18 protein-coding genes are annotated in these 20383 nt (G+C 42.8%); 7 read left to right on the forward strand and 11 right to left on the reverse strand.

Translation table 11 applies throughout. The features are described from left to right. Positions 1-9 precede the first annotated feature (9 nt). Entirely contained in the window at positions 10-597 is a 588-nt protein-coding gene (locus tag NH153_RS08980; RefSeq protein ID WP_063703006.1) for an outer membrane beta-barrel protein, read from the reverse strand. A gap of 103 nt (positions 598-700) precedes the next feature. On the opposite strand from NH153_RS08980, the gene NH153_RS08985 reads away from it, so the two are divergent. From NH153_RS08985 to NH153_RS09010, 6 genes are all read left to right on the forward strand, one after another. Further along, positions 701-1171 (forward strand): CreA family protein, encoded by a 471-nt coding sequence (locus NH153_RS08985; RefSeq protein WP_054551027.1) that lies wholly within the window; start codon positions 701-703, stop codon positions 1169-1171. 3 nt (positions 1172-1174) lie between these two features. Next, positions 1175-1957: a hypothetical protein gene (locus tag NH153_RS08990; RefSeq protein ID WP_063703008.1), complete on the forward strand. Its 783-nt coding sequence runs from the start codon at positions 1175-1177 to the stop codon at positions 1955-1957. Between the two features lie 6 nt (positions 1958-1963). Further along, positions 1964-2584: a LysE family translocator gene (locus tag NH153_RS08995; protein WP_054560994.1), complete on the forward strand. Its 621-nt coding sequence runs from the start codon at positions 1964-1966 to the stop codon at positions 2582-2584. A gap of 7 nt (positions 2585-2591) precedes the next feature. Continuing rightward, the gene (locus NH153_RS09000) at positions 2592-3107 is read left to right on the forward strand and encodes a gamma-glutamylcyclotransferase family protein (protein WP_063703010.1); all 516 of its coding nucleotides are present in this window, start codon (positions 2592-2594) and stop codon (positions 3105-3107) included. After that, a complete protein-coding gene (locus NH153_RS09005; RefSeq protein ID WP_063703012.1) occupies positions 3104-4651 on the forward strand; it encodes a serine hydrolase in 1548 nt (515 codons plus the stop codon). Before NH153_RS09000 ends, NH153_RS09005 begins: the two co-directional genes overlap by 4 nt. 68 nt (positions 4652-4719) lie before the next feature. Further along, complete coding sequence (locus NH153_RS09010) at positions 4720-5640, forward strand: histone deacetylase family protein (protein WP_063703013.1); 921 nt, start codon at positions 4720-4722, stop codon at positions 5638-5640. Here the strand turns inward: NH153_RS09010 and NH153_RS09015 are convergent. Continuing rightward, entirely contained in the window at positions 5637-5930 is a 294-nt protein-coding gene (locus tag NH153_RS09015) for a hypothetical protein (RefSeq protein ID WP_063703015.1), read from the reverse strand. The genes NH153_RS09010 and NH153_RS09015 overlap by 4 nt on opposite strands. A 78-nt stretch (positions 5931-6008) precedes the next feature. Here NH153_RS09015 and NH153_RS09020 point away from each other — a divergent pair, with 78 nt between their 5' ends. Continuing rightward, on the forward strand, positions 6009-8513 hold the full coding sequence (locus NH153_RS09020) for an EAL domain-containing protein (RefSeq protein WP_063703017.1): 2505 nt from the start codon (positions 6009-6011) through the stop codon (positions 8511-8513). Here NH153_RS09020 and NH153_RS09025 read toward each other — a convergent pair. From NH153_RS09025 to rpoD, 9 genes are all read right to left on the reverse strand, one after another. Then, complete coding sequence (locus tag NH153_RS09025) at positions 8510-9319, reverse strand: DUF2797 domain-containing protein (RefSeq protein ID WP_063703019.1); 810 nt, start codon at positions 9317-9319, stop codon at positions 8510-8512. The two genes, NH153_RS09020 and NH153_RS09025, sit on opposite strands and share 4 nt — an antisense overlap. Positions 9320-9365: 46 nt before the next feature. Continuing rightward, complete coding sequence (locus NH153_RS09030) at positions 9366-11864, reverse strand: EAL domain-containing protein (RefSeq protein WP_063703021.1); 2499 nt, start codon at positions 11862-11864, stop codon at positions 9366-9368. 94 nt (positions 11865-11958) lie between these two features. Beyond that, positions 11959-13245, reverse strand: a complete 1287-nt coding sequence (purD, locus tag NH153_RS09035) for a phosphoribosylamine--glycine ligase (RefSeq protein WP_063703023.1) — start codon at positions 13243-13245, stop codon at positions 11959-11961. 15 nt (positions 13246-13260) lie between these two features. Next, a complete protein-coding gene (locus tag NH153_RS09040) occupies positions 13261-14082 on the reverse strand; it encodes a class I SAM-dependent methyltransferase (protein ID WP_063703025.1) in 822 nt (273 codons plus the stop codon). A gap of 102 nt (positions 14083-14184) precedes the next feature. Further along, positions 14185-15771 carry a bifunctional phosphoribosylaminoimidazolecarboxamide formyltransferase/IMP cyclohydrolase gene (gene purH / locus NH153_RS09045; RefSeq protein ID WP_063703027.1) on the reverse strand — a complete coding sequence of 529 codons (1587 nt, stop codon included), beginning with the start codon at positions 15769-15771 and terminating at the stop codon, positions 14185-14187. Positions 15772-16000: 229 nt separating this feature from the next. Then, positions 16001-16291 carry a DNA-binding transcriptional regulator Fis gene (gene fis, locus NH153_RS09050; RefSeq protein ID WP_002957804.1) on the reverse strand — a complete coding sequence of 97 codons (291 nt, stop codon included), beginning with the start codon at positions 16289-16291 and terminating at the stop codon, positions 16001-16003. Between the two features lie 21 nt (positions 16292-16312). Continuing rightward, entirely contained in the window at positions 16313-17284 is a 972-nt protein-coding gene (dusB, locus tag NH153_RS09055; RefSeq protein WP_205630229.1) for a tRNA dihydrouridine synthase DusB, read from the reverse strand. Positions 17285-17552: 268 nt separating this feature from the next. Next, positions 17553-18434: a 50S ribosomal protein L11 methyltransferase gene (gene prmA / locus NH153_RS09060; RefSeq protein WP_063703032.1), complete on the reverse strand. Its 882-nt coding sequence runs from the start codon at positions 18432-18434 to the stop codon at positions 17553-17555. Between the two features lie 64 nt (positions 18435-18498). Continuing rightward, on the reverse strand, positions 18499-20367 hold the full coding sequence (rpoD, locus tag NH153_RS09065; protein WP_063703034.1) for an RNA polymerase sigma factor RpoD: 1869 nt from the start codon (positions 20365-20367) through the stop codon (positions 18499-18501). Between the last annotated feature and the right edge of the window lie 16 nt (positions 20368-20383).

A 20383-nucleotide genomic window follows, 5' to 3' on the forward strand; every position in this document is an offset into this window, starting at 1 on the left:
GGGTCTTCCTTAAAAGCGGTAACTAAAACCGATGTTTGTTTGAAATTGGTTTAACACATCACCATCAAAGTGCCATAGACATTGATTGTCTTCTGAGGTTGGCAATGTGCACGATACGTTACTTGCATTATTTACAATAGTTGCCAGCCAGCGAGTTTCAACATAAACCCGGGCTTGTTCGGTAATTAAATAATCTGCGCCGGCATAAAGGCCTGAGGTAAAAAACGTATCGGAGTCGGCAAAGTCAGTACTGACATGATTTGCGCCAATTTGGGCACCCACAAAACCAACTACACGGTCAGCTAATGGCACTTCTACAGCACTTTGAAAGAGCAGGTATTGCATCTCGACTTGATTTTTGGTTTGGTCTTTCATATCTAGTTCGGTTGCTGAATAAAAGAACCCATAGCGAGCATTATCAATGGTTCTATCTAGGCTGACTGTAAAATGGCTGTCATCCTCAAGCTCAATTTTTAGGTTTTCTTCGGTTTGCACCGAGTTAGTAAAGTTTTTGCCGAAACCAGCGCTAATAGAGTAGCCAGCGTGAGCGGTACTACTTAAGAACATTAAACACAGTAAACCAAGCGATTTTTTCATTGTTTAGGTGCTCGTTGTTGAAGATATTTTGAGATAGTATTGAAACATAGCAAGCAAATCGTTGTAAACGGACAACTATCGCTTTTTAATAAGGAACACTAGGATGAAGTTACTAAAATTAGCGGCACTTACTGCGCCATTGATTTTGTTGAGCGGTTGCTCGGATGACGCTGCTTCGGTGAGTTTAGGATTATTCACGACCAAAGATATTAAAGTGGTATCACAACAAGATCCGCTTATAAGCGGTGTTACTTGCCACATCAGCCATATTGAAGCGAATCTTGATTTTGCTGATCCATCTGATATGTCTATTGCATGTCGTCAAACTGGCCCCATTACCGCTGAACAATTACAGCAAATTGACCGTAGTAAATCGGGCGAAGTGGTTTTTAAGTCATCGAAAAGTATTTTGTTTAAATCGTTAAAAGTACGTCGTATTTATGATGCGCCAACACGTACTCTTTTATATTTGTCTTATTCAACGAAAGAGTCGAGCGGCAGCCATCATCATGCTTTATCAACTGTGCCTCTTTACAATACGGATGCATGGCAATGGGCACAATCACAAGAGTAATTTATGTTAGCGTTATTTAAGTCAGCTCCAGTTGTTGATGAGCAAGAGCAGCAGTGGTTAATCGATACCTTTTTATGGGCAGTTGAGCACTTTGATAGTGAATATTTTTTAAAACACACACAAATCATTTTACCTAACGGGCAGTTCTTTCCGGATAGGGTGTCGAGCGTCAGTGAAATGGCTGAAAAGGTATTTAGTCGGGTTGTTGAGTATGCGGGTATGCAGGCGTGGCCAATTAACTTAGTTGCGCCATCTGGGCTTACACCGCAGGTGTTTCCGCATTTTGAGTTTCAAGACAGTTTACGCGGTAGCGAGGCAAGTTTAATTGTACCGGCAAATCATCCGGTGAATATCTCGTTTAACCCGAACCAAATCAATCAACCACAAGATTTAGTGGCAAGTTTTGCTGGTACCTTAGCGACTATTTTGATTCACCATGTGGGTGTCTTACCGCCCGGCGGTAAAGAGTACTTACCGCAAGCGAGCGATGCATTGGCATGCTATTTAGGCTTTGGGGTAATGATGAGTAATACGGTGTATCAATTTAAAGGAGGCTGCGGCTGCGGTTATAACCCTTATGCCAATCGCCAAGCGGCGCTGACTGAGCCACAAACGCTATTTATGCATGCGCTAGTTACGCATTTTAAAGGGGATAATCAGTCGAAGAAGTTTTTAAAACCCCATTTACGCAGCCAATATAAAAAAGCGCAAAAGCAAATTAAAGCATTGGTGAGTGACAGTGCAAATCCGTTGTTATTGGCATTAGATGAACAAGCAGTAGGGTGATATTGAGTGCAGTATTTAGATGAGTTTTTATTGATAGCCATTGCTCACTTTTTTGCAGTAGCAAGCCCAGGCCCTGATTTTGCAATTGTACTCAAGCAAAGTATTCAACAGGGTCGTAAAAATGCGCTGTGGACCAGTGCCGGTGTTGGTGCGGCTATTCTTTTGCATATTGCTTATTGTGTATTAGGTGTGGCGTTAATTTTATCGCAGTCGCCTAGCTTATTTATGGCTTTAAAATACCTTGCAGGGGCTTATTTGGCATACTTGGGTGTGCAAGCTTTACGAAGCGCAAAACCTAGCGATAGTAAACAGCAAACCCTTGCCCCTGCTGAGCCTGAATCTGTGTATAAAGCATTTCGACGCGGTTTTTTTACCAATGCCCTTAATCCCAAAGCAACACTGTTTTTTATGTCGTTGTTTACTCTTGTAATAAGCCCTGAAACACCTGTTGTAGTGCAGGCTGGTTATGGCGTGTATATGGCAATGGCGACTTGGCTGTGGTTTTCATTTTTATCATTGGTGTTATCAAAAGCATCAGTGCGAGCATTTTTCTTAAAAAGCGGATACTGGTTTGATAGAGGCATTGGCGTGATCTTAATTGCCTTAGCTATTCGCGTTGTTGTGTGAGGTAAGTATGGCGCTATATAACTTTTCATTTGGTTCTAATATGTCATCGAGCAGATTGCTGGCAAGGTTGCCTGAAGCAAAGCGGGTAGGCACAGCTATTTTAAAAGGCTATGAGCTGACGTTTGATATGGTAAGTACCGACGGCTCTGCAAAGTGTAGCGTGCGCAAAACAGATCAGGCAGATGCCTTAGTGTATGGCGTGGTGTATCAGTTAAACGAAGCTGAAAAGTCGATTCTAGATGACATTGAAGGGCCGCGTTATGACTGTGTGGATATTACAGTTGAACTCATTGATGGCGAGCAACTTGCTGCCCATTGTTATATTGCTAACACCTTAGATGAGTCTTTACTGCCATTCGACTGGTATCTTCAGCATGTTCATCGCGGAGCGCTTGAAGCAGGTGTACCAAATCATTACAGTGAAGCAATACTCGCAAGACCAAGTTGCGATGATCCAGATAAAACCCGAGCAGCGAGAGAGTTCGCTATTCACAACAATAAAAATCACCAAGGGACATTATGACATTTCGTAAATTAGCCGTTGCCGCGGCGCTGTTATCAAGCTGTTCGTTTTACAGTTATGCTGATATCGATAGTAAGAAAATTGAAAAAGTAATCGAAACTTCAATGGCACGTTTTGATGTGCCGGGTATGGCAGTGGCGATTGTTGAAAATGATAAAGTCGTATTAGCTAAAGGCTTTGGTATCGCAAACCTTGATACGGGTAAAAAAGTAAATAAAGACACCTTATTCGGTATCGCGTCAAACACCAAAGCATTCACCGCAGCAGCGTTAGCTAAATTAATTGATGAAGGTAAGCTGAGTTGGGATGACAAAGTGATTGATCATCTACCAGAGTTTCGTCTTTATGACCCTTATGTCACGCGTGAAATGACCATTCGCGATTTACTAAGCCACCGTAGCGGTTTGGGGTTAGGACAAGGCGACTTAATGATTTGGCCTGATACTGACAAATCAATTGAGGAAATCATCGCAGGTCTAAAATACTTAAAACCAGCGAGTAGCTTTCGCAGTAAATACGCGTATAACAACTTAATGTTTGTAACAGCCGGTGAGGTAGTAGCCCGTGTTTCAGGCATGAGCTGGAATGATTACATCGAGAAGAATATTCTTCAGCCACTTGATATGAAAAACTCACGTGCAGGTTTTTCACGTATTCCTAGTAGCAATAAAAACTGGGCGACAGGTCATATTCCAATGGATGGCCAACTTCATCCATTTTTTGTGAACTACCTTGAAGATTTTCGTGGCGCTGGTGCGATTGCATCAAGCGTGAGCGACATGAGCCAATGGCTACGCACGCAGCTTGCTCATGGCAAAATGCCAAATGGCCAGCAGTTATTCACTGAAAAGCAGCAGCAACAAATGTGGCATCCGCACATTACCTCAATGGCATCAAAAAGTGCTTATGAAGCTTACCACCAACAATTTAGAGGTTATGGTTTAGGTTGGAGCATTGAAGATTTCCACGGCATTAAAAAGCTAGGCCACGGTGGTGGTATCTTAGGTATGGTGTCTCAAGTGACTTTAGTACCTGAGAAAAACCTTGGTATTGTTATTCTGAGTAACCAGCAAGCATTCAGCGCGCTCTCTGCAGTGACCTATGAAGTGCTCGAAGATGCATTAGATCTTGAAGATAAAGACTGGGTTGAAGATCTTGCTAAAAAGCACTTTGAAGGTAAAAAAGAAGCTTACGCAAACGCAAAACCAGAAACACCTGCGGATTATCAACCAAAATTGCCGAACATCAACTACACAGGCACGCTGCACGATAACTGGTATGGTGATGTGGTTATTGAAGAGTTAAATGGCCAGCTACGTATTGATTTTACACATACAAAGCGTTTGAAAGGTCAGCTTGAGCATTACACAGGCAATACGTTCATTGTTAAGTGGGATGAAAAGTTACTTGAAGCCGATGCTTACATTGAGTTTCAAATGAGCCCTGATAACCGAGTGAGTAGTGCGAAAATGCGCGCTGTCTCAACGGCGGTCACAGACTTTAGTTTTGACTTTAGAAATTTAGATTTACGCGCTAAAAAGTAAACCAAAGTCGCAAAGCCACCGTTAGGTGGCTTTGTTATACTGGGGAAAAATAATTCAAGGAGCGTATTATGAGAACGGCAGTTATCTCACATCCATTTTGTCGTAAACATAAAATGATTGAGGATCACCCCGAATGCCCCGCGCGTTTAGATGTGATCACCGACCGCTTGCTAGCAAGTGGTGTTGATGTGGCAATTACTCACTTACAAGCTCCTAAAGCCAGCCGCGACGATTTTTTACGTGCTCATGATGAATCTTTGGTTAGTCATGTAGAGCAAACAATTCCCGCTGAAGGGCTTGCTGAATTAGACGGCGACACATGGCTGTGCCCAGATTCAATGAAAGCGATTGAACGAGCCGTTGGCGCTGGATTACTCGCCGTTGATGAAATCCTTGATGATAAGCTGGATGCCGCGTTTTGTTCTGTTAGACCACCAGGACATCATGCAAACCGCAGTACCTCTGCAGGATTTTGCGTTTTTAATAACCTAGCCATTGCCGTGAAGTACGCGCAAAGCAAAGGTGTAAAACGCATCGCTATTTTGGACTTTGATGTACACCATGGCAACGGCACACAAGATATCTTTTTAGATGATGACACTGTGTTGTTTTGCTCTTTGTTTCAACACCCGTTTTACCCAAATACCGCCGTTGAAAATAACGCGACGTTAGTGAACTCACCGCTGCCAATTGCCAGTGATGGTAATGACTTAAAAGCTGTTTATCTTGAGCAGTGGTTGCCAAAACTCAATGAATTTAAACCTGAACTATTGTTTATTAGCGCCGGGTTTGATGCTCATCTTGAAGATGACATGGCAAGCTTGAAGTTTGTTGAAGACGATTACGCATGGCTAACCACACAGCTAGCAGAGTTTTGTCAGCAACAAGATTGCAAGGGGATTATCTCTTATCTTGAAGGGGGCTATGCTTTATCAGCCCTTGGTCGCAGTGCCGTTGCGCACATTAAAGCGCTGGTGGATGCCCCTTAATCTACCAGCATCGCAAAGGCTTGCGGTGGTGCAAGCCGAGTAACCTTACTTAAGCAGCACACTCCTTCTTGTGCTAGATATTCTGTCACTCTATTCGCAAGTTCAACGTCACTTAACGCTTTCACGCTTTCTCCCTGCAAGTTGACATACTGCCCTGTTGTTAAAAGCAAGATAGCTTCTTGCTGCTGCTCTTCACTCAAACCATATACAAAGCTTTCTATATCGGCTTCATCTTCTACTAATGCTATTTCATGAGCAGAAAAGATAATCTTAGGAAATGATGAGTGCATTTATTGTCCTGTGTCAAAGTTGCCAAGGTTGAAATGATTATAATTGCCAATTCATGTAAGAACTAGGAAAGTCGACTTATGAATCAACCAAGACGACATCAAAAGGTCAGTGATGTCTTTTCGCAAAAGCTGGTATCGTGTCCTGCGCATACGCCTTTGGTCGATGCGGTGAGGTTGATGCATGTTCACAATGTGACGGCGATTTTTATCAAGCATGAGCAATCCGTGGTTGGGATTTGGACGGAAGCTGATTGTTTGAAAATTGACATCAGTAGCCCGCTTTATAAAAACCTAGCCATTCACGAGGTCATGTCAGCGCCTGTTATTACGGTGCCAAATCAATGCTCAGTCAGTGATGCAACCTTGCGTTTTCAACAGCATGGCATTCGCCATTTATTGGTGATGGATAGCGAGAACCAGCCTGCAGGTATGTTAAACCTTTCAGATATTGTGCATAACCAAGGTTTGGACCACTACCTACAATTTCGGCCTATTCATGAGCAGTATCGCACTGACCTAAAGATAGTTGATGCGCAAACACCGATAGAAGAGGTTGTGCAACTGATGCGGGCAGGCCGCCTTGATAGTGTACTGGTTTATAACCAAGAGCTTGAACTGCACGGTATTATTACTCAGCGTGATATTGTTGAGCTGATCATTCAAACCGAGTGGCTAAATCCTTGTTGGCAATATGCTAGCTACCCGCTCATTGAAATTGATTGTGAAAGCAGTTTATTTGATGCGTATCGCACTATGACAGAGCGTAATGTGCGTCATTTGGTGGTCAGAGATGATGAAATTTGCGGGGTGATTTCATTTGCTGATTTGATCACTGAGATTGAATCAGCTTATTGCTGCGAACTTGAGCGGGCAATTGAGCAGCGTGATATTGCTTTGCAAAAGTCACAACGTAACTTGTTTTTGGCAAATAAAATTATTGATGCTTCACTCGATGGCATCATGCTAACCCGTAAAGACGGCACGATTATTCAAGTTAACCCTGCTTTTACTAAACTGACCGGCTTTGCCGAGCATGAAGTAATTGGTAAGCGCCCCAATATTTTAAGCTCTACAAAACATAGTCGCTCGTTTTATCAAAAAATGTGGCATGCCATTGAATACGAAGGGGTCTGGCAAGGAGAGATCTGCAATTGCAAAAAAGATGGTGAAGAGTATGTTGAGTGGCTCACCATTATTCAAATAAAAGATCCTAACTTTGATGAAGTACTTTATGCGGCAATTTTTAGCGATATTACAGAGCGCAAACGTGCAGAAGAAAAAATTGCCCAGCTCGCCTATTACGATGAGCTAACAGGCCTGCCTAATCGCCGCTTATTTCATGACAGACTCTCAATTGCTCTTAGCACCGCCAAGCGAAACCACGATCTATTAGCGGTGATGTTTATCGACTTAGACCGCTTCAAAGAGGTGAACGACAGCTTAGGGCATGACGCTGGTGATAACTTATTGCAGCAAGTGGCAGAGCGTATTTTATCAATTCTACCTGAAGGGGATACTCTTGCACGCTTAGGTGGCGATGAGTTTGTTCTTCTATGCGAAGTAAATCGGGTTGAAACACTTCTAAACTTTGCCGAGCAAGTCTTGCAGCAAGTGAGTATGCCGCTTGCTATTAACGAGCACGTGGTTGCGATTACAGCCTCTATTGGCGCGGCGGTTTACCCTGATGATGGCGTAGATAGCGCTACACTGCTTAAGCATGCTGATATTGCTATGTACCGTGCTAAGGAGGTGGGCCGTAATTCATTTCAATTATTCAAACCGGCGATGAATGCACGCTCTTTAGAGCGATTGGCTATGATGAGCCGATTACAAAGCGCCATCGAAAGCGATGAGTTTGAGCTTTATTTCCAACCTAAGCAGCAATTAAATTCAGGCAAAATTTTAGGAGTAGAGGCACTGTTACGTTGGCATGAGCCAAACCTTGGAGTGATTTCACCTGCTAAGTTTATCCCTCTTGCTGAAGAGCTAGGCCTAATTGTGAAACTTGATTTATGGGTCATCGAGCAGGCCTGTAAAGAGTTAGAAAAATGGCAGCAACAAGGCATTGAAGCAGGGCGCTTAGCAATTAATATTTCGGCTAATCACTTACGTCAGGGGCAACTAGCATCAAATGTTGAGCGCTTACTTGAGCGTTACAATGTAGACCCACACAAGCTTGAAGTAGAGCTAACTGAAAGCTGTTTTATCAGCCACTTTAGTGAGGCTAAGCAAGAGCTACTCGCGCTTAAAAAACTAGGTGTGCATATTACGTTAGATGACTTTGGAACGGGCTATTCGGCTTTAAGTTACTTAACCAAACTGCCAATTGATACGTTAAAAATAGATGCCAGCTTTATCGCAAAAGTGCCCGATGAATACGGCAATAGTGAAATTGTCACGGCGATTATTAGCCTGGCAAAAAGCTTGAGTATCCATGTTGTCGCAGAAGGGGTAGAGAAGGTAGAGCAGTTAAATTACTTACGTTCACTTAACTGCGATACCATTCAAGGCTATTACTTTTGCCGTCCAATAGCGAAGCAGCAATGGTATGACTTTTATCTTAATACCGAAACAAGTGCTTAAGCTAGGCTAATTTCGTAAGAAGTAAACTTACGAATATTAATGACGCCAGTATCAAAAATTAAGTACTGGCCCTTAATGCCTTTTAAAATACCTGATACTTCTGGTGCTTTATCAAAATTAAAAGAGCTGATTTTGCTTGGGTATTCACTTACTGGGTAGTCTAGCTCAACCACCTCTTCATCGAGCTTTTCAATGGCTGTTGCGCCAAATAGCTCTGCAAGCTCACTCAGCTTAGCATCAATTTGTGGGATCAACTCTCTGGCAGCGGCTTTTAAATCAATCGCTTCAGATTGGCCTTTTAGCATGTTTCGCCAATTGGTTTTATCAGCAATAAACTCGGCTAAGGCAACCTCAACTAAACCCGATTGAAGACGGGTTTGTACTTTGAAGATAGGTAAAGCTTGCGTCGCACCTTGGTCAATCCAGCGTGTAGGAATTTGAGTATGGCGGGTAATACCTACTTTTAGGCCTGAAGTGTTGGCTAAATACACGTAATGCGGGATCATGCAGTTTTCTTCACCCCACTGTGGCTCACGACAGGTGCCCTTATCAAAATGGCACGTTTCAGGTTTCATGATACACATGTCACAGCTAGCCAGTTTACGCATACAAACAAAACAGTGACCTTGAGAGTAGCTTTTCTTGGTTTTCTTACCACAGTTACAGCAAAAAATATTGCCGGTGAAAGTCAGCGTGAGCGGCTTACCAATATAGTCATTTAATGAAACTAGCTCATCACCGATAGGTAATTGATATTCGACAGGAGAGGTCAGTGTCGACTTTAATTTTCTGATCGTACCTTGCATCTTTACATGGCCCCTAAAGATGTTAAAAAAGGCAGTGTAACACGGCCTATTTAAATTGTGAGGCAATAAAGCTTAGATACTCATTAATCGGCACCGCTTTGCTGTAATAATAGCCTTGCCCTTGATCTGCGCCCATCTTGATCAGCATTTTTTCTGTTTCTTGGTCTTCAATGCCTTCGATGGTGATATTCATATCAAGGTTATGGGCCATATCAATGGCCGTTTTTACTACCACTTGGTTGGTGGTGTTATTCACTAAATCCAGAATAAAGCTCTTATCGACTTTAATCGTGCTAAATGAATAATTTACCAAGTAGTTTAACGACGAGTAACCAGTACCAAAATCATCGAGTACCACCTTGCTACCGAGTTTATTAAGTTCGCTGATAAAGCTAACCATTTCATCATGGTTTTTTATAAGCGCAAACTCAGTTAACTCAAACTTTAACTGACTCGCAGTAATGCCATGTTTTAAAATGGTGTTTTCGACCTTTTCGACAAGCTTAGGGATCGCGAGATTCTTGGCACTTAAATTAACGCTAATGGTATGGTCGCGATAGCCTTGTCGATTAAGCTGGGCAGCGGCTAGGCAAGCCTGATCAATCACCCATAAGCTCAACTCGTTAATTAAACCAGTACGTTCAGCCAATAAAATGAGTTGCTCAATATCCAGGTATTTCCCTGCTGTAGGCCAGCGTAACAATGCCTCTGCGCCACAGATAGCACCGCTGCGTAAATTGATAATGGGCTGTAAGTAAATGGCTAAGGTATTGCTTCGCATTGCTTGTTGTAACTCGGCGGCAAGGCTGACATCCATATCGATATGCGGTGTGTTAAAGTCGATGTTTTGCTGCTTTTGTGACAGACCTAAGTAGCCACGTTGTAGCCAAATATCAAAGCCATCATCACTCACCGGTTCGGTAATGCTATGGCGGTAGTAAAGCTGCAGGTCTAAGCCTGCCACTTTATATTGCTTAGGCAGCTGTTTGCATAAGTTGCTAAGTTCTTGGTGTAGCTCTGCTTGTGATTGAATTTTGGTAGAAATAAAAGCCAGTACACCATTGCCTAAGTCAGCTATTTTTGGACTGTTATCTAACGCCGATTCTAAATTAATAAATTGCCTATTCTTATTAATTTGGTGCTCTAGCGATTGGGCAACAGTGATAATTATTTGGCTGCTTTGGCTTGGCTTTAGAATACTCATTAGGGCATTAAATTGCTCGATTTTCACTAAGCAAAGGTTAGCAAGTCTTTGCTCCGAGGTAATTGCCATATAGGCTTGTTTGAGCATTGCTTGGTTAAGTAGCTCAGTCTGTTGAGTATGGGTTGCATGATACAGCGCTTTTTCACGTTGATAACGAACGCGGTCTGCCAGCGCCATTGCCATGAGCACAATCTCACAGAGAATGGCGACTAAAAATATGTGCCTCACGGCAAAGCTGTAGGGAATAAAGCCTGTAAGTTCTAACGGCTGAATGGCTGCGCCTACAATCAGTGGCACCCACGACATGACATAAAACTTTGCCCACCGAAAACCGCTCACCAACTTTTTGTAAATCATGCAAATACATAAAATGTATAACGGCACCATGATGGCAAAAAAGATTTTTGAAGAATGGTATTCCAGCATAAAAAAGCTGATAAGACTGAGACTAAACAGCAGGGCTAAAAAGCTGATACTGAGCTTGTATAGGCGACAATTATCTTTATGGTAGCGTAAGAACATGGTGCAGAACGCGACGGTGAAAAATGCAATCGCATAGTTACTGAAGACCACTTGCTCATTAAAAAAGATTTGCCACGATAACGGCCATAAATAAAAACCAAAGCCGAGCACTGAGCCCATAAGTAGCAGTGCTGAGATGATGTAGCCTATATAAATAAGGTAGACGCGGTCACGGATCCCTAAAAATAATACCAAGTTATACAGAGCTGCCATGATCAGCACACCAATGAAGATCCCCCAAATTCCTGATTGCGAACGTAGTAGGTCTTGAAACTCTTTTTCACCATAAATATTAATAGGTGTTTTGCTAATCCCAACTGTATCTATTTTTATAATGAGGGATGTTTGTTCATAGCCCTGCATTGTAAGCATGCTGTGCGGTGTACTGTACTGAAACAAACTAAGACCAGATACTTTATCACCCAACTCGGTTGTATCTATAAGCTGCCCCTTATCATCAACATGATAAACGCTAAGGTAATCAACCATAGGGTTATCAAAGTGAATTGCCAGCTCCACAGGTTTTGCTTGGCGGTTTTCTAAATCAAGCTTTAACCAATAATCTTGCGCCGCTAAATCCCATTCAACATCTTTAAAAGGGCGATGTTTAAGCTTGTCTGGCTCTGCTAAAAACTGCTCGAGAGTCAGCGCTTTACTGGTATCAATTCGATACGCCGTATTACTGTAGATGGGGGCTGTTTTATCTATGGTGTAGCGGGTAGGGCTGGCTAAATGTGCAGCTAGGGTAGCAATGATAAAAAACAAAATTGTCAGAATAAGAAATGAAACAAAGTTATATTTCAGTGCTTTATTATTCAAAATTAGTTCTTTATCTAGGTAAATGTTCTTAACAGTGTAGCATTAAAAAAGCGCAGATAAACTGCGCTTTTTTCAGAATTAGACTGGTTTGACCTTAATTCTGTTCGCGAGCAATAGCACGGTAAGCGATATCAGTACGATATTCCATGCCTTCCCAGCTGATTTGATCAACCAGTTTATAAGCACGTTGCTGCGCTTCAGTTACTGTGTTGCCAAGTGCCGTAGCACACAGTACACGACCGCCAGCTGTTACTACGTTGTCGCCGTCTTGCTTAGTCCCTGCGTGGAATACTTTCTCACCTTCAGGGTAAGTAACTTGCAAGCCATTGATAGTGTCACCTTTCGGGTAGCTATCTGGGTAGCCTTTAGCTGCTAATACAACACCGACTGCTGCACGTGGGTCGAACTCGATTGCTGTTTTATCTAGTTCTTCACGGTTAGCCGCTTCGATAAGTTCAACAAGATCAGACTTAAGACGAAGCATCATAGGTTGTGTTTCAGGGTCGCCAAAACGACAGTTGTATTCGATTACTTTTGGCGTGCCATCAGCGGTGATCATTAAACCTGCGTATAAGAAACCAGTGTAAGGGTGGCCTTCTTTTGCCATGCCTTCAACCGTTGGGTAGATCACTTCGTTCATAATACGTTGGTGAATTTCATCAGTCACTACTGGTGCCGGTGAGTATGCACCCATGCCGCCAGTGTTTGGACCTTGGTCACCATTGTAAGCGCGTTTGTGGTCTTGGCTGGTTGCAAATGGCAGTACGTTCTTGCCATCAACCATCACGATGAAAGAAGCTTCTTCACCTTCTAAGAACTCTTCGATAACTACACGGCTACCCGCTTCACCGAAGCTGTTGCCTGCAAGCATATCGCGGATAGCTTCTTCAGCTTCAAGCTCTGTCATCGCAACGATAACGCCTTTACCAGCTGCTAAGCCATCAGCTTTAACAACAATTGGCGCACCTTTTTCTTTTAGGTAAGCCAGTGCAGGGTCGATTTGTTCAAACGTTTGGTAATCAGCTGTTGGAATGTCGTGACGTGCTAAGAAGTCTTTAGTGAATGACTTCGAGCCTTCTAGCTGTGCAGCACCTGCTGTTGGGCCAAAGATAGCTAGACCGTTTTCACGGAATGTATCAACTACACCTAAAACAAGCGGTACTTCTGGACCAACAATGGTTAATTCAACGTTGTTTTCTTTAGCAAAAGTAACTAAACCTGCTAGGTCTTCAACATTGATAGCAACGTTTTCTAGTTTTGGCTCAAGTGCAGTACCTGCGTTACCTGGTGCGACGAAAACGGTGTTTACTTTAGTATTTTGTGCAGCCTTAAACGCAAGAGCGTGTTCGCGGCCGCCACTGCCGATGACAAGTACATTCATGGCGTATAATCCTATTTATAGCGGTTTTTTAAACTTCAGCGTCATACGATCACTTTCACCAATTGCTTTATACTTCGCGGCATCTTGCTCGCCTAAACGAAGGCTTGGTGGTAGTGTCCACACCCCTTTAGGGTGATCTGCTGTATCAAGTGGGTTTGCATTAATGTCACTGCTTGCCACCAGTTCAAAGCCAGCTTGCTTTGCAATATCAACTACATAGCTTTGCTTCATATAACCTGATGATTTCTGATCTTCATCACTGCGCGCTTCAGGTAGGCGGTGTTCAACCACACCTAAAGTGCCGCCAGGTTTAAGTGCTTTATAAAATGCTTTAAACGCACTTAACGCGCCTTCTTTATCTTTACCCATGTACCAGTTGTGTACATTTCTAAATGTTAAGACAAGATCTGCGCTACCCGCTGGTGCAATATCAAGATGCGTCACTGGCGCAAACTCAGTCAGTTTTACTTCACTGAAGCGTGCGTCATCGCTCATCTTTTTCTTAAAACCAGCTAATGAACGTTGGTAATAACCCACGTCAGAATCAGCAGGGAAATGTGCCGCGTAGTAAACACCATGGCCTTTAACAGCCGGTGCAAGGATTTCACTGTACCAACCACCGCCCGGTGCAATTTCAACAACGGTCATGCTTGGCTTGAAGCCAAAGAACTCAAGTGTCTCAACTGGATGGCGATATTGATCACGTGCGCTATTTTTAGCATCACGTTCGCTTGATTGCACGGCTTGTGTAAGCGCTGATTCATGGCCATGGCTTAAAGCCTGTGCTGATGTCAGTGCGAGGCCTGCAACAAGTAACGACTTAACGGCAAATTTCATCATCTGTTCCTTCATTATATGGGTAATTATTATTATTAATCAGAATACGTGAATTTGTGGCAAACAAAAAGGGTTAAGCTATTTGCTTAACCCTTTATGTGATTAGTGGCGGAAATGGCGCATACCTGTAAATACCATTGCCATACCAGCTTCGTCAGCTGCAGCGATAACTTCTTCATCGCGCATTGAACCACCTGGTTGAATAACAGCGGTGATGCCAGCTTCTGCAGCTGCATCAATACCGTCACGGAATGGGAAGAATGCATCCGATGCCATAACTGAACCTTTTACTTCAAGGTTTTCGTCAGCGGCTTTGATACCTGCAATTTTAGCTGAGTAAACGCGGCTCATTTGACCTGCGCCTACACCAATCGTCATACCATCACGTGCATAAACAATCGCGTTAGACTTAACGAATTTAGCTACTTTCCAGCAGAATAATAAATCTTTTAATTCTTGCTCAGTTGGTTGACGCTTAGATACAACTTTAAGGTCGCCTTGCGTTACCATGCCTAGGTCGCGGTCTTGAACTAGAATACCGCCATTAACACGCTTGATGTCGTGACCTGTTGCATTACCCGTCCATTCACCACATTCTAATAAACGAACGTTTTGCTTAGCAGATACGATTTGTGCAGCTGCTTCAGATACTTTAGGTGCAATGATAACTTCAACGAATTGACGAGAAACAATTGCTTCAGCTGTGTCTGCATCAAGCTCTTTGTTGAATGCGATGATGCCACCAAATGCTGATGTAGGGTCAGTTTTGAATGCACGATCATAGGCTTCAAGAATGTTGTCACCAATTGACACACCACAAGGGTTCGCATGTTTTACGATAACACACGCTGGTACGTCGAATTCTTTTACACACTCTAATGCTGCGTCAGTGTCAGCAATGTTGTTGTAAGAAAGAGCTTTACCTTGCAGTTGAACCGCAGTCGCAACAGATGCTTCAGTTAAGTCGTTTTCAACATAAAAAGCAGCGTCTTGGTGTGAGTTCTCACCGTAGCGCATATCTTGCTTTTTAGTGAACTGCATGTTGATAGTGCGTGGGAATTTAGTCTCTTCAGCAGCTTCTTCTGTGTAGTCAGGAACCATTTTGCCGAAGTAGTTTGCAATCATGCCATCGTACTGAGCTGTGTGCTCGTAAGCTGCGATAGCTAGATCAAAACGTGTTTTATACGTTGTTGAGCCGTTGTTGCTTTGCATTTCGCTGATTACACGGTCGTAATCTTTTGCATTTACCACGATAGTCACGTCTTTATGGTTTTTCGCCGCAGCGCGAACCATAGTTGGGCCACCGATATCAATGTTTTCAATCGCATCTTCTAGGCTGCAGTCTTCTTTCGCAACAGTGTTTGCGAAGGGGTATAAGTTAACTACAACGATATCGATAGCAGAGATGTTATTCTCGCTCATTACGTCTTCATCTTGACCGCGACGCGCTAGGATGCCGCCGTGAATTTTTGGATGAAGTGTTTTTACGCGACCATCCATGATCTCAGGGTGACCAGTATGGTCAGATACTTCAGTGACTTTGATGCCGTTATCAGCAAGTAATTTGCAAGTACCGCCAGTTGATAAAATATCCACGCCTTGTGCTTCAAGAGCGCGAGCAAATTCAACGATACCGGTTTTATCTGACACACTTAATAGTGCGCGACGAATTGGACGATGTGTATCCATTGTAGTTTTGATTACCTCAATGTTTGAGCTAGCTTAGAAAGGCGGTATTTTAACTGAATATGCTTTAAAAAACGACGTTTAAAGCGTGAGGATTTTGCATAGTTTTTAACAGCTATAAAAAAAGCACCTTAAGGTGCTTTTTTCAATAACTTATTACCAGTTACTATGAAGCTGTAAGCAATTATAACGATAGCTCGTTAGAATGATTACGGATTCAATATAACGGGTATTAGTTCATGCCGTATTTTTTAAGCTTTTTACGTAAAGTACCACGGTTGATACCTAGTAAGATTGCAGCACGAGTTTGGTTACCACGTGTGTACGTCATTACTTCTTCAAGTAATGGTGCTTCTAGCTCAGAAAGAACAAGGTCGTACACGTCTTGTACGTCTTGACCATTAAGTTGCTTTAAGTAGTGATGAACAGCTTTTTTCACTGCATCACGCAACGGCTGTGGTTTCTCGTGTGACTGTACATGAGGGTTTGTGATAAATGGAGAAGTCACGTTTTGTTCGAACATCGTTATATGTCTCTTTCTTTCTTAGTTAGCTGCTAGTGTTTTAAAGTATTCTTCTAATGCGTCGACTTGTGCCTGTGGGTTATCTAACGCATTAAATACTCGCCTAAACTGACCGTCACTGTCATGGGTTTGCAAATACCAAGATACATGCTTTCGAGCGATACGCGCTCCCATTGGCTCCCCGTAAAACTGATGAAGATTGTCTAAATGCTCCATCAAAATGCTACGCACCTCTGCAATTTCAGGTGCTGGCAAATGTTCTCCAGTTCGCAAATAGTGGTCTATCTCCCTAAAAATCCAAGGGCGACCTTGGGCGGCTCGACCAATCATAATGGCATCTGCACCCGTATAATCCAAAACCTGCTTTGCTTTTTCTGGTGAAGTAATATCACCATTGGCAACTACAGGGATAGACACTGAACGTTTTATTTCCCTAATCGTGGCGTATTCTGCTTCACCTTTATACATACATGCGCGCGTTCGCCCATGTACCGCCAGTGAGGCAATGCCATAACGTTCAGCAATTCTCGCAATCTCGACACCATTACGGTTATCCTGATCCCATCCAGTACGGATTTTTAAAGTGACAGGGACATCAACAGCGTTTACAACGGCATCGAGTATCTCTTGTACTAATTCAGGAAACTGTAATAAGGCAGAGCCTGCGAGTTTCTTATTCACTTTTTTAGCAGGGCACCCCATATTAATATCTATGATCTGTGCACCATTGCTGACATTGAATTGTGCTGCCTGCGCCATAAGGTCAGGATCGGCTCCGGCGATTTGCACCGAGCGAATTCCCGACTCACCGCTGTGATCCATACGGTTCATCGATTTTTCGGTTTTCCATACTTTCGGGTTTGACGAGAGCATTTCAGAAACAGCTAGGCCTGCACCTAAGCGACGGCAAAGTTGTCTAAATGGTCTGTCTGTAATGCCTGCCATTGGCGCGACAATTACGTTGTTCTCAAGTTGGTATGAACCGATACGCACGTTATTCAATAGGCCTCTTTTCAAGGGGCGCTAAGTTTACGGTTTTTTTTGCAAAAATCAAAGGCTATAAATTGAACAAAAGTGACTTTTTTTTGCCCTTTTTGTATTGACATTTGATAACAGTTTGACGGAAAGGTTGATTTGTTTGATATTTGAACAAAAATATTTTTGCTGTTTGAAAAGTGAGAATCTACTAACTGTAAAAATAAGGTAAAGCCTGTTAAATACTGGCTTTACCTATTAGATTAGAGTAAATACTCTTTAGCTGTTAAGCGTGCTTAGTACCACTGACTCGGGTCCATTCACCTTCAACTGCAATCTCATCAAGCGCTAAAAATGGCGCATAAACGTCGGCTACAGACTGAGCTTGTTCTTCTAAAATACCCGACATGGCAATTTTACCATTCGGTTTTAAAAGACCTAAGATCACTTCATGTAGTTCGCGAAGCGGTTGCGCAAGAATATTCGCCACGACAATATCAGCCGTAAACTCAGGCTGATCTTCTGGTAAATAGACTTCTAGTTTATCTGCAACGCCATTACGCTGCGCGTTATCTCGGCTAGCTTCAAGAGCTTGAGGATCAATATCGATACCAATCATACGCTCAGCGCCTAGTTTGATCGCTGCTATTCCTAAAATACCCGAGCCACAACCAAAGTCGACCACGGTTTTACCTGTTAAATCTTGGCTTTCGAGCCATTTTAAACAAAGTGCAGTCGTTGCATGGGTACCGGTGCCAAAAGCAAGGCCCGGATCAAGCAATACATTAACAGCATTAGGATCGGGAATATCACGCCAGCTTGGGCAGATCCATAAGCGCTCACCGAATTGAATTGGGTGGAAGTTATCCATCCATTCACGTTCCCAATCTTTATCTTCTAGCTGTTCAATTTTATAAACAAGCTGATCGGCAAGTGTTGCTTCAGCTTTAAGTGTCTCTACAACGCTGTCCATATCGTGGTTTGCGTCATAAAGGCCAATCACAGTGGTATCAGCCCATAGTTGAACAGTACCAAGCTTTGGCTCATAAATTGGGGTATCTTTGGCGTCAACATAGGTTACTGACGCACTGCCAGTGTCCATTAATAAGTCGCTGATTAATTCTGCGTTGTCAGCGTTTGCATTGATGCGAATTTGGATCCAAGCCATGAATATCTCTCGAATAGAAAAAAGGCCGCAACAGCGGCCTTTTAGTTAATAACGCGATACTAAATTACTTAGCATCTAAGAAGCTTTTCAGTAAGTCAGAACGAGAAGGGTGACGTAATTTACGTAACGCTTTCGCTTCGATTTGACGAATACGCTCACGTGTTACGTCAAACTGTTTACCTACTTCTTCTAATGTATGGTCAGTGTTCATATCGATACCGAAACGCATACGTAATACTTTAGCTTCACGGGCTGTTAAGCCTGCTAATACGTCGTTTGTAGCGCCACGTAATGATTCCATTGTTGCAGAATCAATAGGTGAGTCGATAGTGGTATCTTCAATGAAGTCACCTAAGTGCGAATCTTCATCATCACCGATTGGTGTTTCCATTGAAATTGGCTCTTTTGCGATTTTAAGTACCTTACGGATCTTGTCTTCAGGCATTAACATACGCTCAGCTAATTCTTCTGGGCTCGGCTCACGACCCATCTCTTGTAGCATTTGACGAGAGATACGGTTTAACTTGTTGATCGTCTCAATCATGTGCACAGGAATACGGATGGTACGTGCTTGGTCAGCAATCGAACGCGTGATTGCTTGACGGATCCACCATGTCGCATAAGTTGAGAACTTATAACCACGGCGGTATTCGAACTTATCAACCGCTTTCATTAGACCAATGTTACCCTCTTGGATAAGGTCTAAGAATTGTAAACCACGGTTGGTGTATTTTTTCGCAATCGAAATTACAAGACGTAAGTTCGCTTCAACCATTTCTTTTTTCGCACGACGAGCTTTCGCTTCACCGATACTCATACGACGGTTGATGTCTTTAATACGCTCGATGCTAAGACCTGTGCTTTCTTCAATTGCACATAACTTATTAATACAACGAATGATCTCTGGCTTAACTTCTTCAAGTGCTACTGAGTATTTCTCGTTTGCAGCAATTTCAAGGTCAATCCAGCTTGAATCTGTTTCGTTGTTAGCAAAATGCTTGATGAAGTTCTTTTTCGGTAACTTCGCAATTTGTACAGCTTGCTTCATGATGATACGTTCTTGAACGCGAACGCGGTCCATCATATCGCGCATGTTGTTTACCATGCGGTCAAACTGTTTTGGCACTAATTTAAATGTTTTAAATAGTTCGCCGATTTCTGCAATAGCTGCTAGTGAATCAGGGTGTGAGCGACCTTTCTCTTCGAATGTATCACGTGCTTTATTATAAAGGTTACGTAAGTTTTCAAAGTGAATGCGGGCTTCTTCAGGATCAGGGCCTGTATCGCCGTCGCCATCACCGTCACTATCATCATCGCCATCTTCATCTTCGTCTTCGTCATCAGCTTCGTCGTCTTCGTCGTCAAGCTGTTCTTCGTTTAACTCTGAACCGATATGAGTAGCAGAAATTTGTGATTCGTCTTCATTATTAGGATCAAAGAAACCTGAAATAATGTCGCTTAAGCGCATTTCTTCAGCTTCAAATTTGTCCCATTGCTCTAGTAGATAAGTGATTGCTTCTGGGTATTCAGCAACAGAAATCTGTACTTGGTTAATACCTTCCTCAATACGTTTAGCGATTACGATTTCGCCTTCACGTGTAAGAAGTTCAACAGTACCCATTTCACGCATATACATACGGACAGGGTCAGTTGTTCGACCGATCTCTTTTTCTACAGTCGCAAGTGCAGCGGCCGCGGCTTCTGCTGCGTCTTCGTCTGTCGTTGTTTCTTGCATCATTAATTCATCAGCATCAGGTGCGCTTTCGCTTACCTGGATACCCATGTCATTAATCATGCTAATGATATCTTCTACCTGATCTGAGTCGATAATGTCTTGTGGAAGGTGATCATTAACTTCTGCAAAAGTTAAATAACCTTGCTCTTTACCTTTTTGAATCAGAAGCTTTAATTGTGACTGAGGAGTTGGATCCATAGAGATTTATTCTTCC

Source organism: Pseudoalteromonas gelatinilytica (genome assembly GCF_001641615.1).
Classification (GTDB): domain Bacteria; phylum Pseudomonadota; class Gammaproteobacteria; order Enterobacterales; family Alteromonadaceae; genus Pseudoalteromonas; species Pseudoalteromonas gelatinilytica.

Excerpts from the sequence above, each read along its gene's own strand:
- NH153_RS08980 (WP_063703006.1), bottom strand. The coding sequence starts at position 597 with ATGAAAAAATCGCTTGGTTTACTGTGTTTAATGTTCTTAAGTAGTACC.
- NH153_RS08985 (WP_054551027.1), top strand. The coding sequence starts at position 701 with ATGAAGTTACTAAAATTAGCGGCACTTACTGCGCCATTGATTTTGTTG.
- NH153_RS08990 (WP_063703008.1), top strand. The coding sequence starts at position 1,175 with ATGTTAGCGTTATTTAAGTCAGCTCCAGTTGTTGATGAGCAAGAGCAG.
- NH153_RS09000 (WP_063703010.1), top strand. The coding sequence starts at position 2,592 with ATGGCGCTATATAACTTTTCATTTGGTTCTAATATGTCATCGAGCAGA.
- NH153_RS09005 (WP_063703012.1), top strand. The coding sequence starts at position 3,104 with ATGACATTTCGTAAATTAGCCGTTGCCGCGGCGCTGTTATCAAGCTGT.
- NH153_RS09010 (WP_063703013.1), top strand. The coding sequence starts at position 4,720 with ATGAGAACGGCAGTTATCTCACATCCATTTTGTCGTAAACATAAAATG.
- NH153_RS09015 (WP_063703015.1), bottom strand. The coding sequence starts at position 5,930 with ATGCACTCATCATTTCCTAAGATTATCTTTTCTGCTCATGAAATAGCA.
- NH153_RS09020 (WP_063703017.1), top strand. The coding sequence starts at position 6,009 with ATGAATCAACCAAGACGACATCAAAAGGTCAGTGATGTCTTTTCGCAA.
- NH153_RS09025 (WP_063703019.1), bottom strand. The coding sequence starts at position 9,319 with ATGCAAGGTACGATCAGAAAATTAAAGTCGACACTGACCTCTCCTGTC.
- purD (WP_063703023.1), bottom strand. The coding sequence starts at position 13,245 with ATGAATGTACTTGTCATCGGCAGTGGCGGCCGCGAACACGCTCTTGCG.
- NH153_RS09040 (WP_063703025.1), bottom strand. The coding sequence starts at position 14,082 with ATGAAATTTGCCGTTAAGTCGTTACTTGTTGCAGGCCTCGCACTGACA.
- purH (WP_063703027.1), bottom strand. The coding sequence starts at position 15,771 with ATGGATACACATCGTCCAATTCGTCGCGCACTATTAAGTGTGTCAGAT.
- fis (WP_002957804.1), bottom strand. The coding sequence starts at position 16,291 with ATGTTCGAACAAAACGTGACTTCTCCATTTATCACAAACCCTCATGTA.
- prmA (WP_063703032.1), bottom strand. The coding sequence starts at position 18,434 with ATGGCTTGGATCCAAATTCGCATCAATGCAAACGCTGACAACGCAGAA.
- rpoD (WP_063703034.1), bottom strand. The coding sequence starts at position 20,367 with ATGGATCCAACTCCTCAGTCACAATTAAAGCTTCTGATTCAAAAAGGT.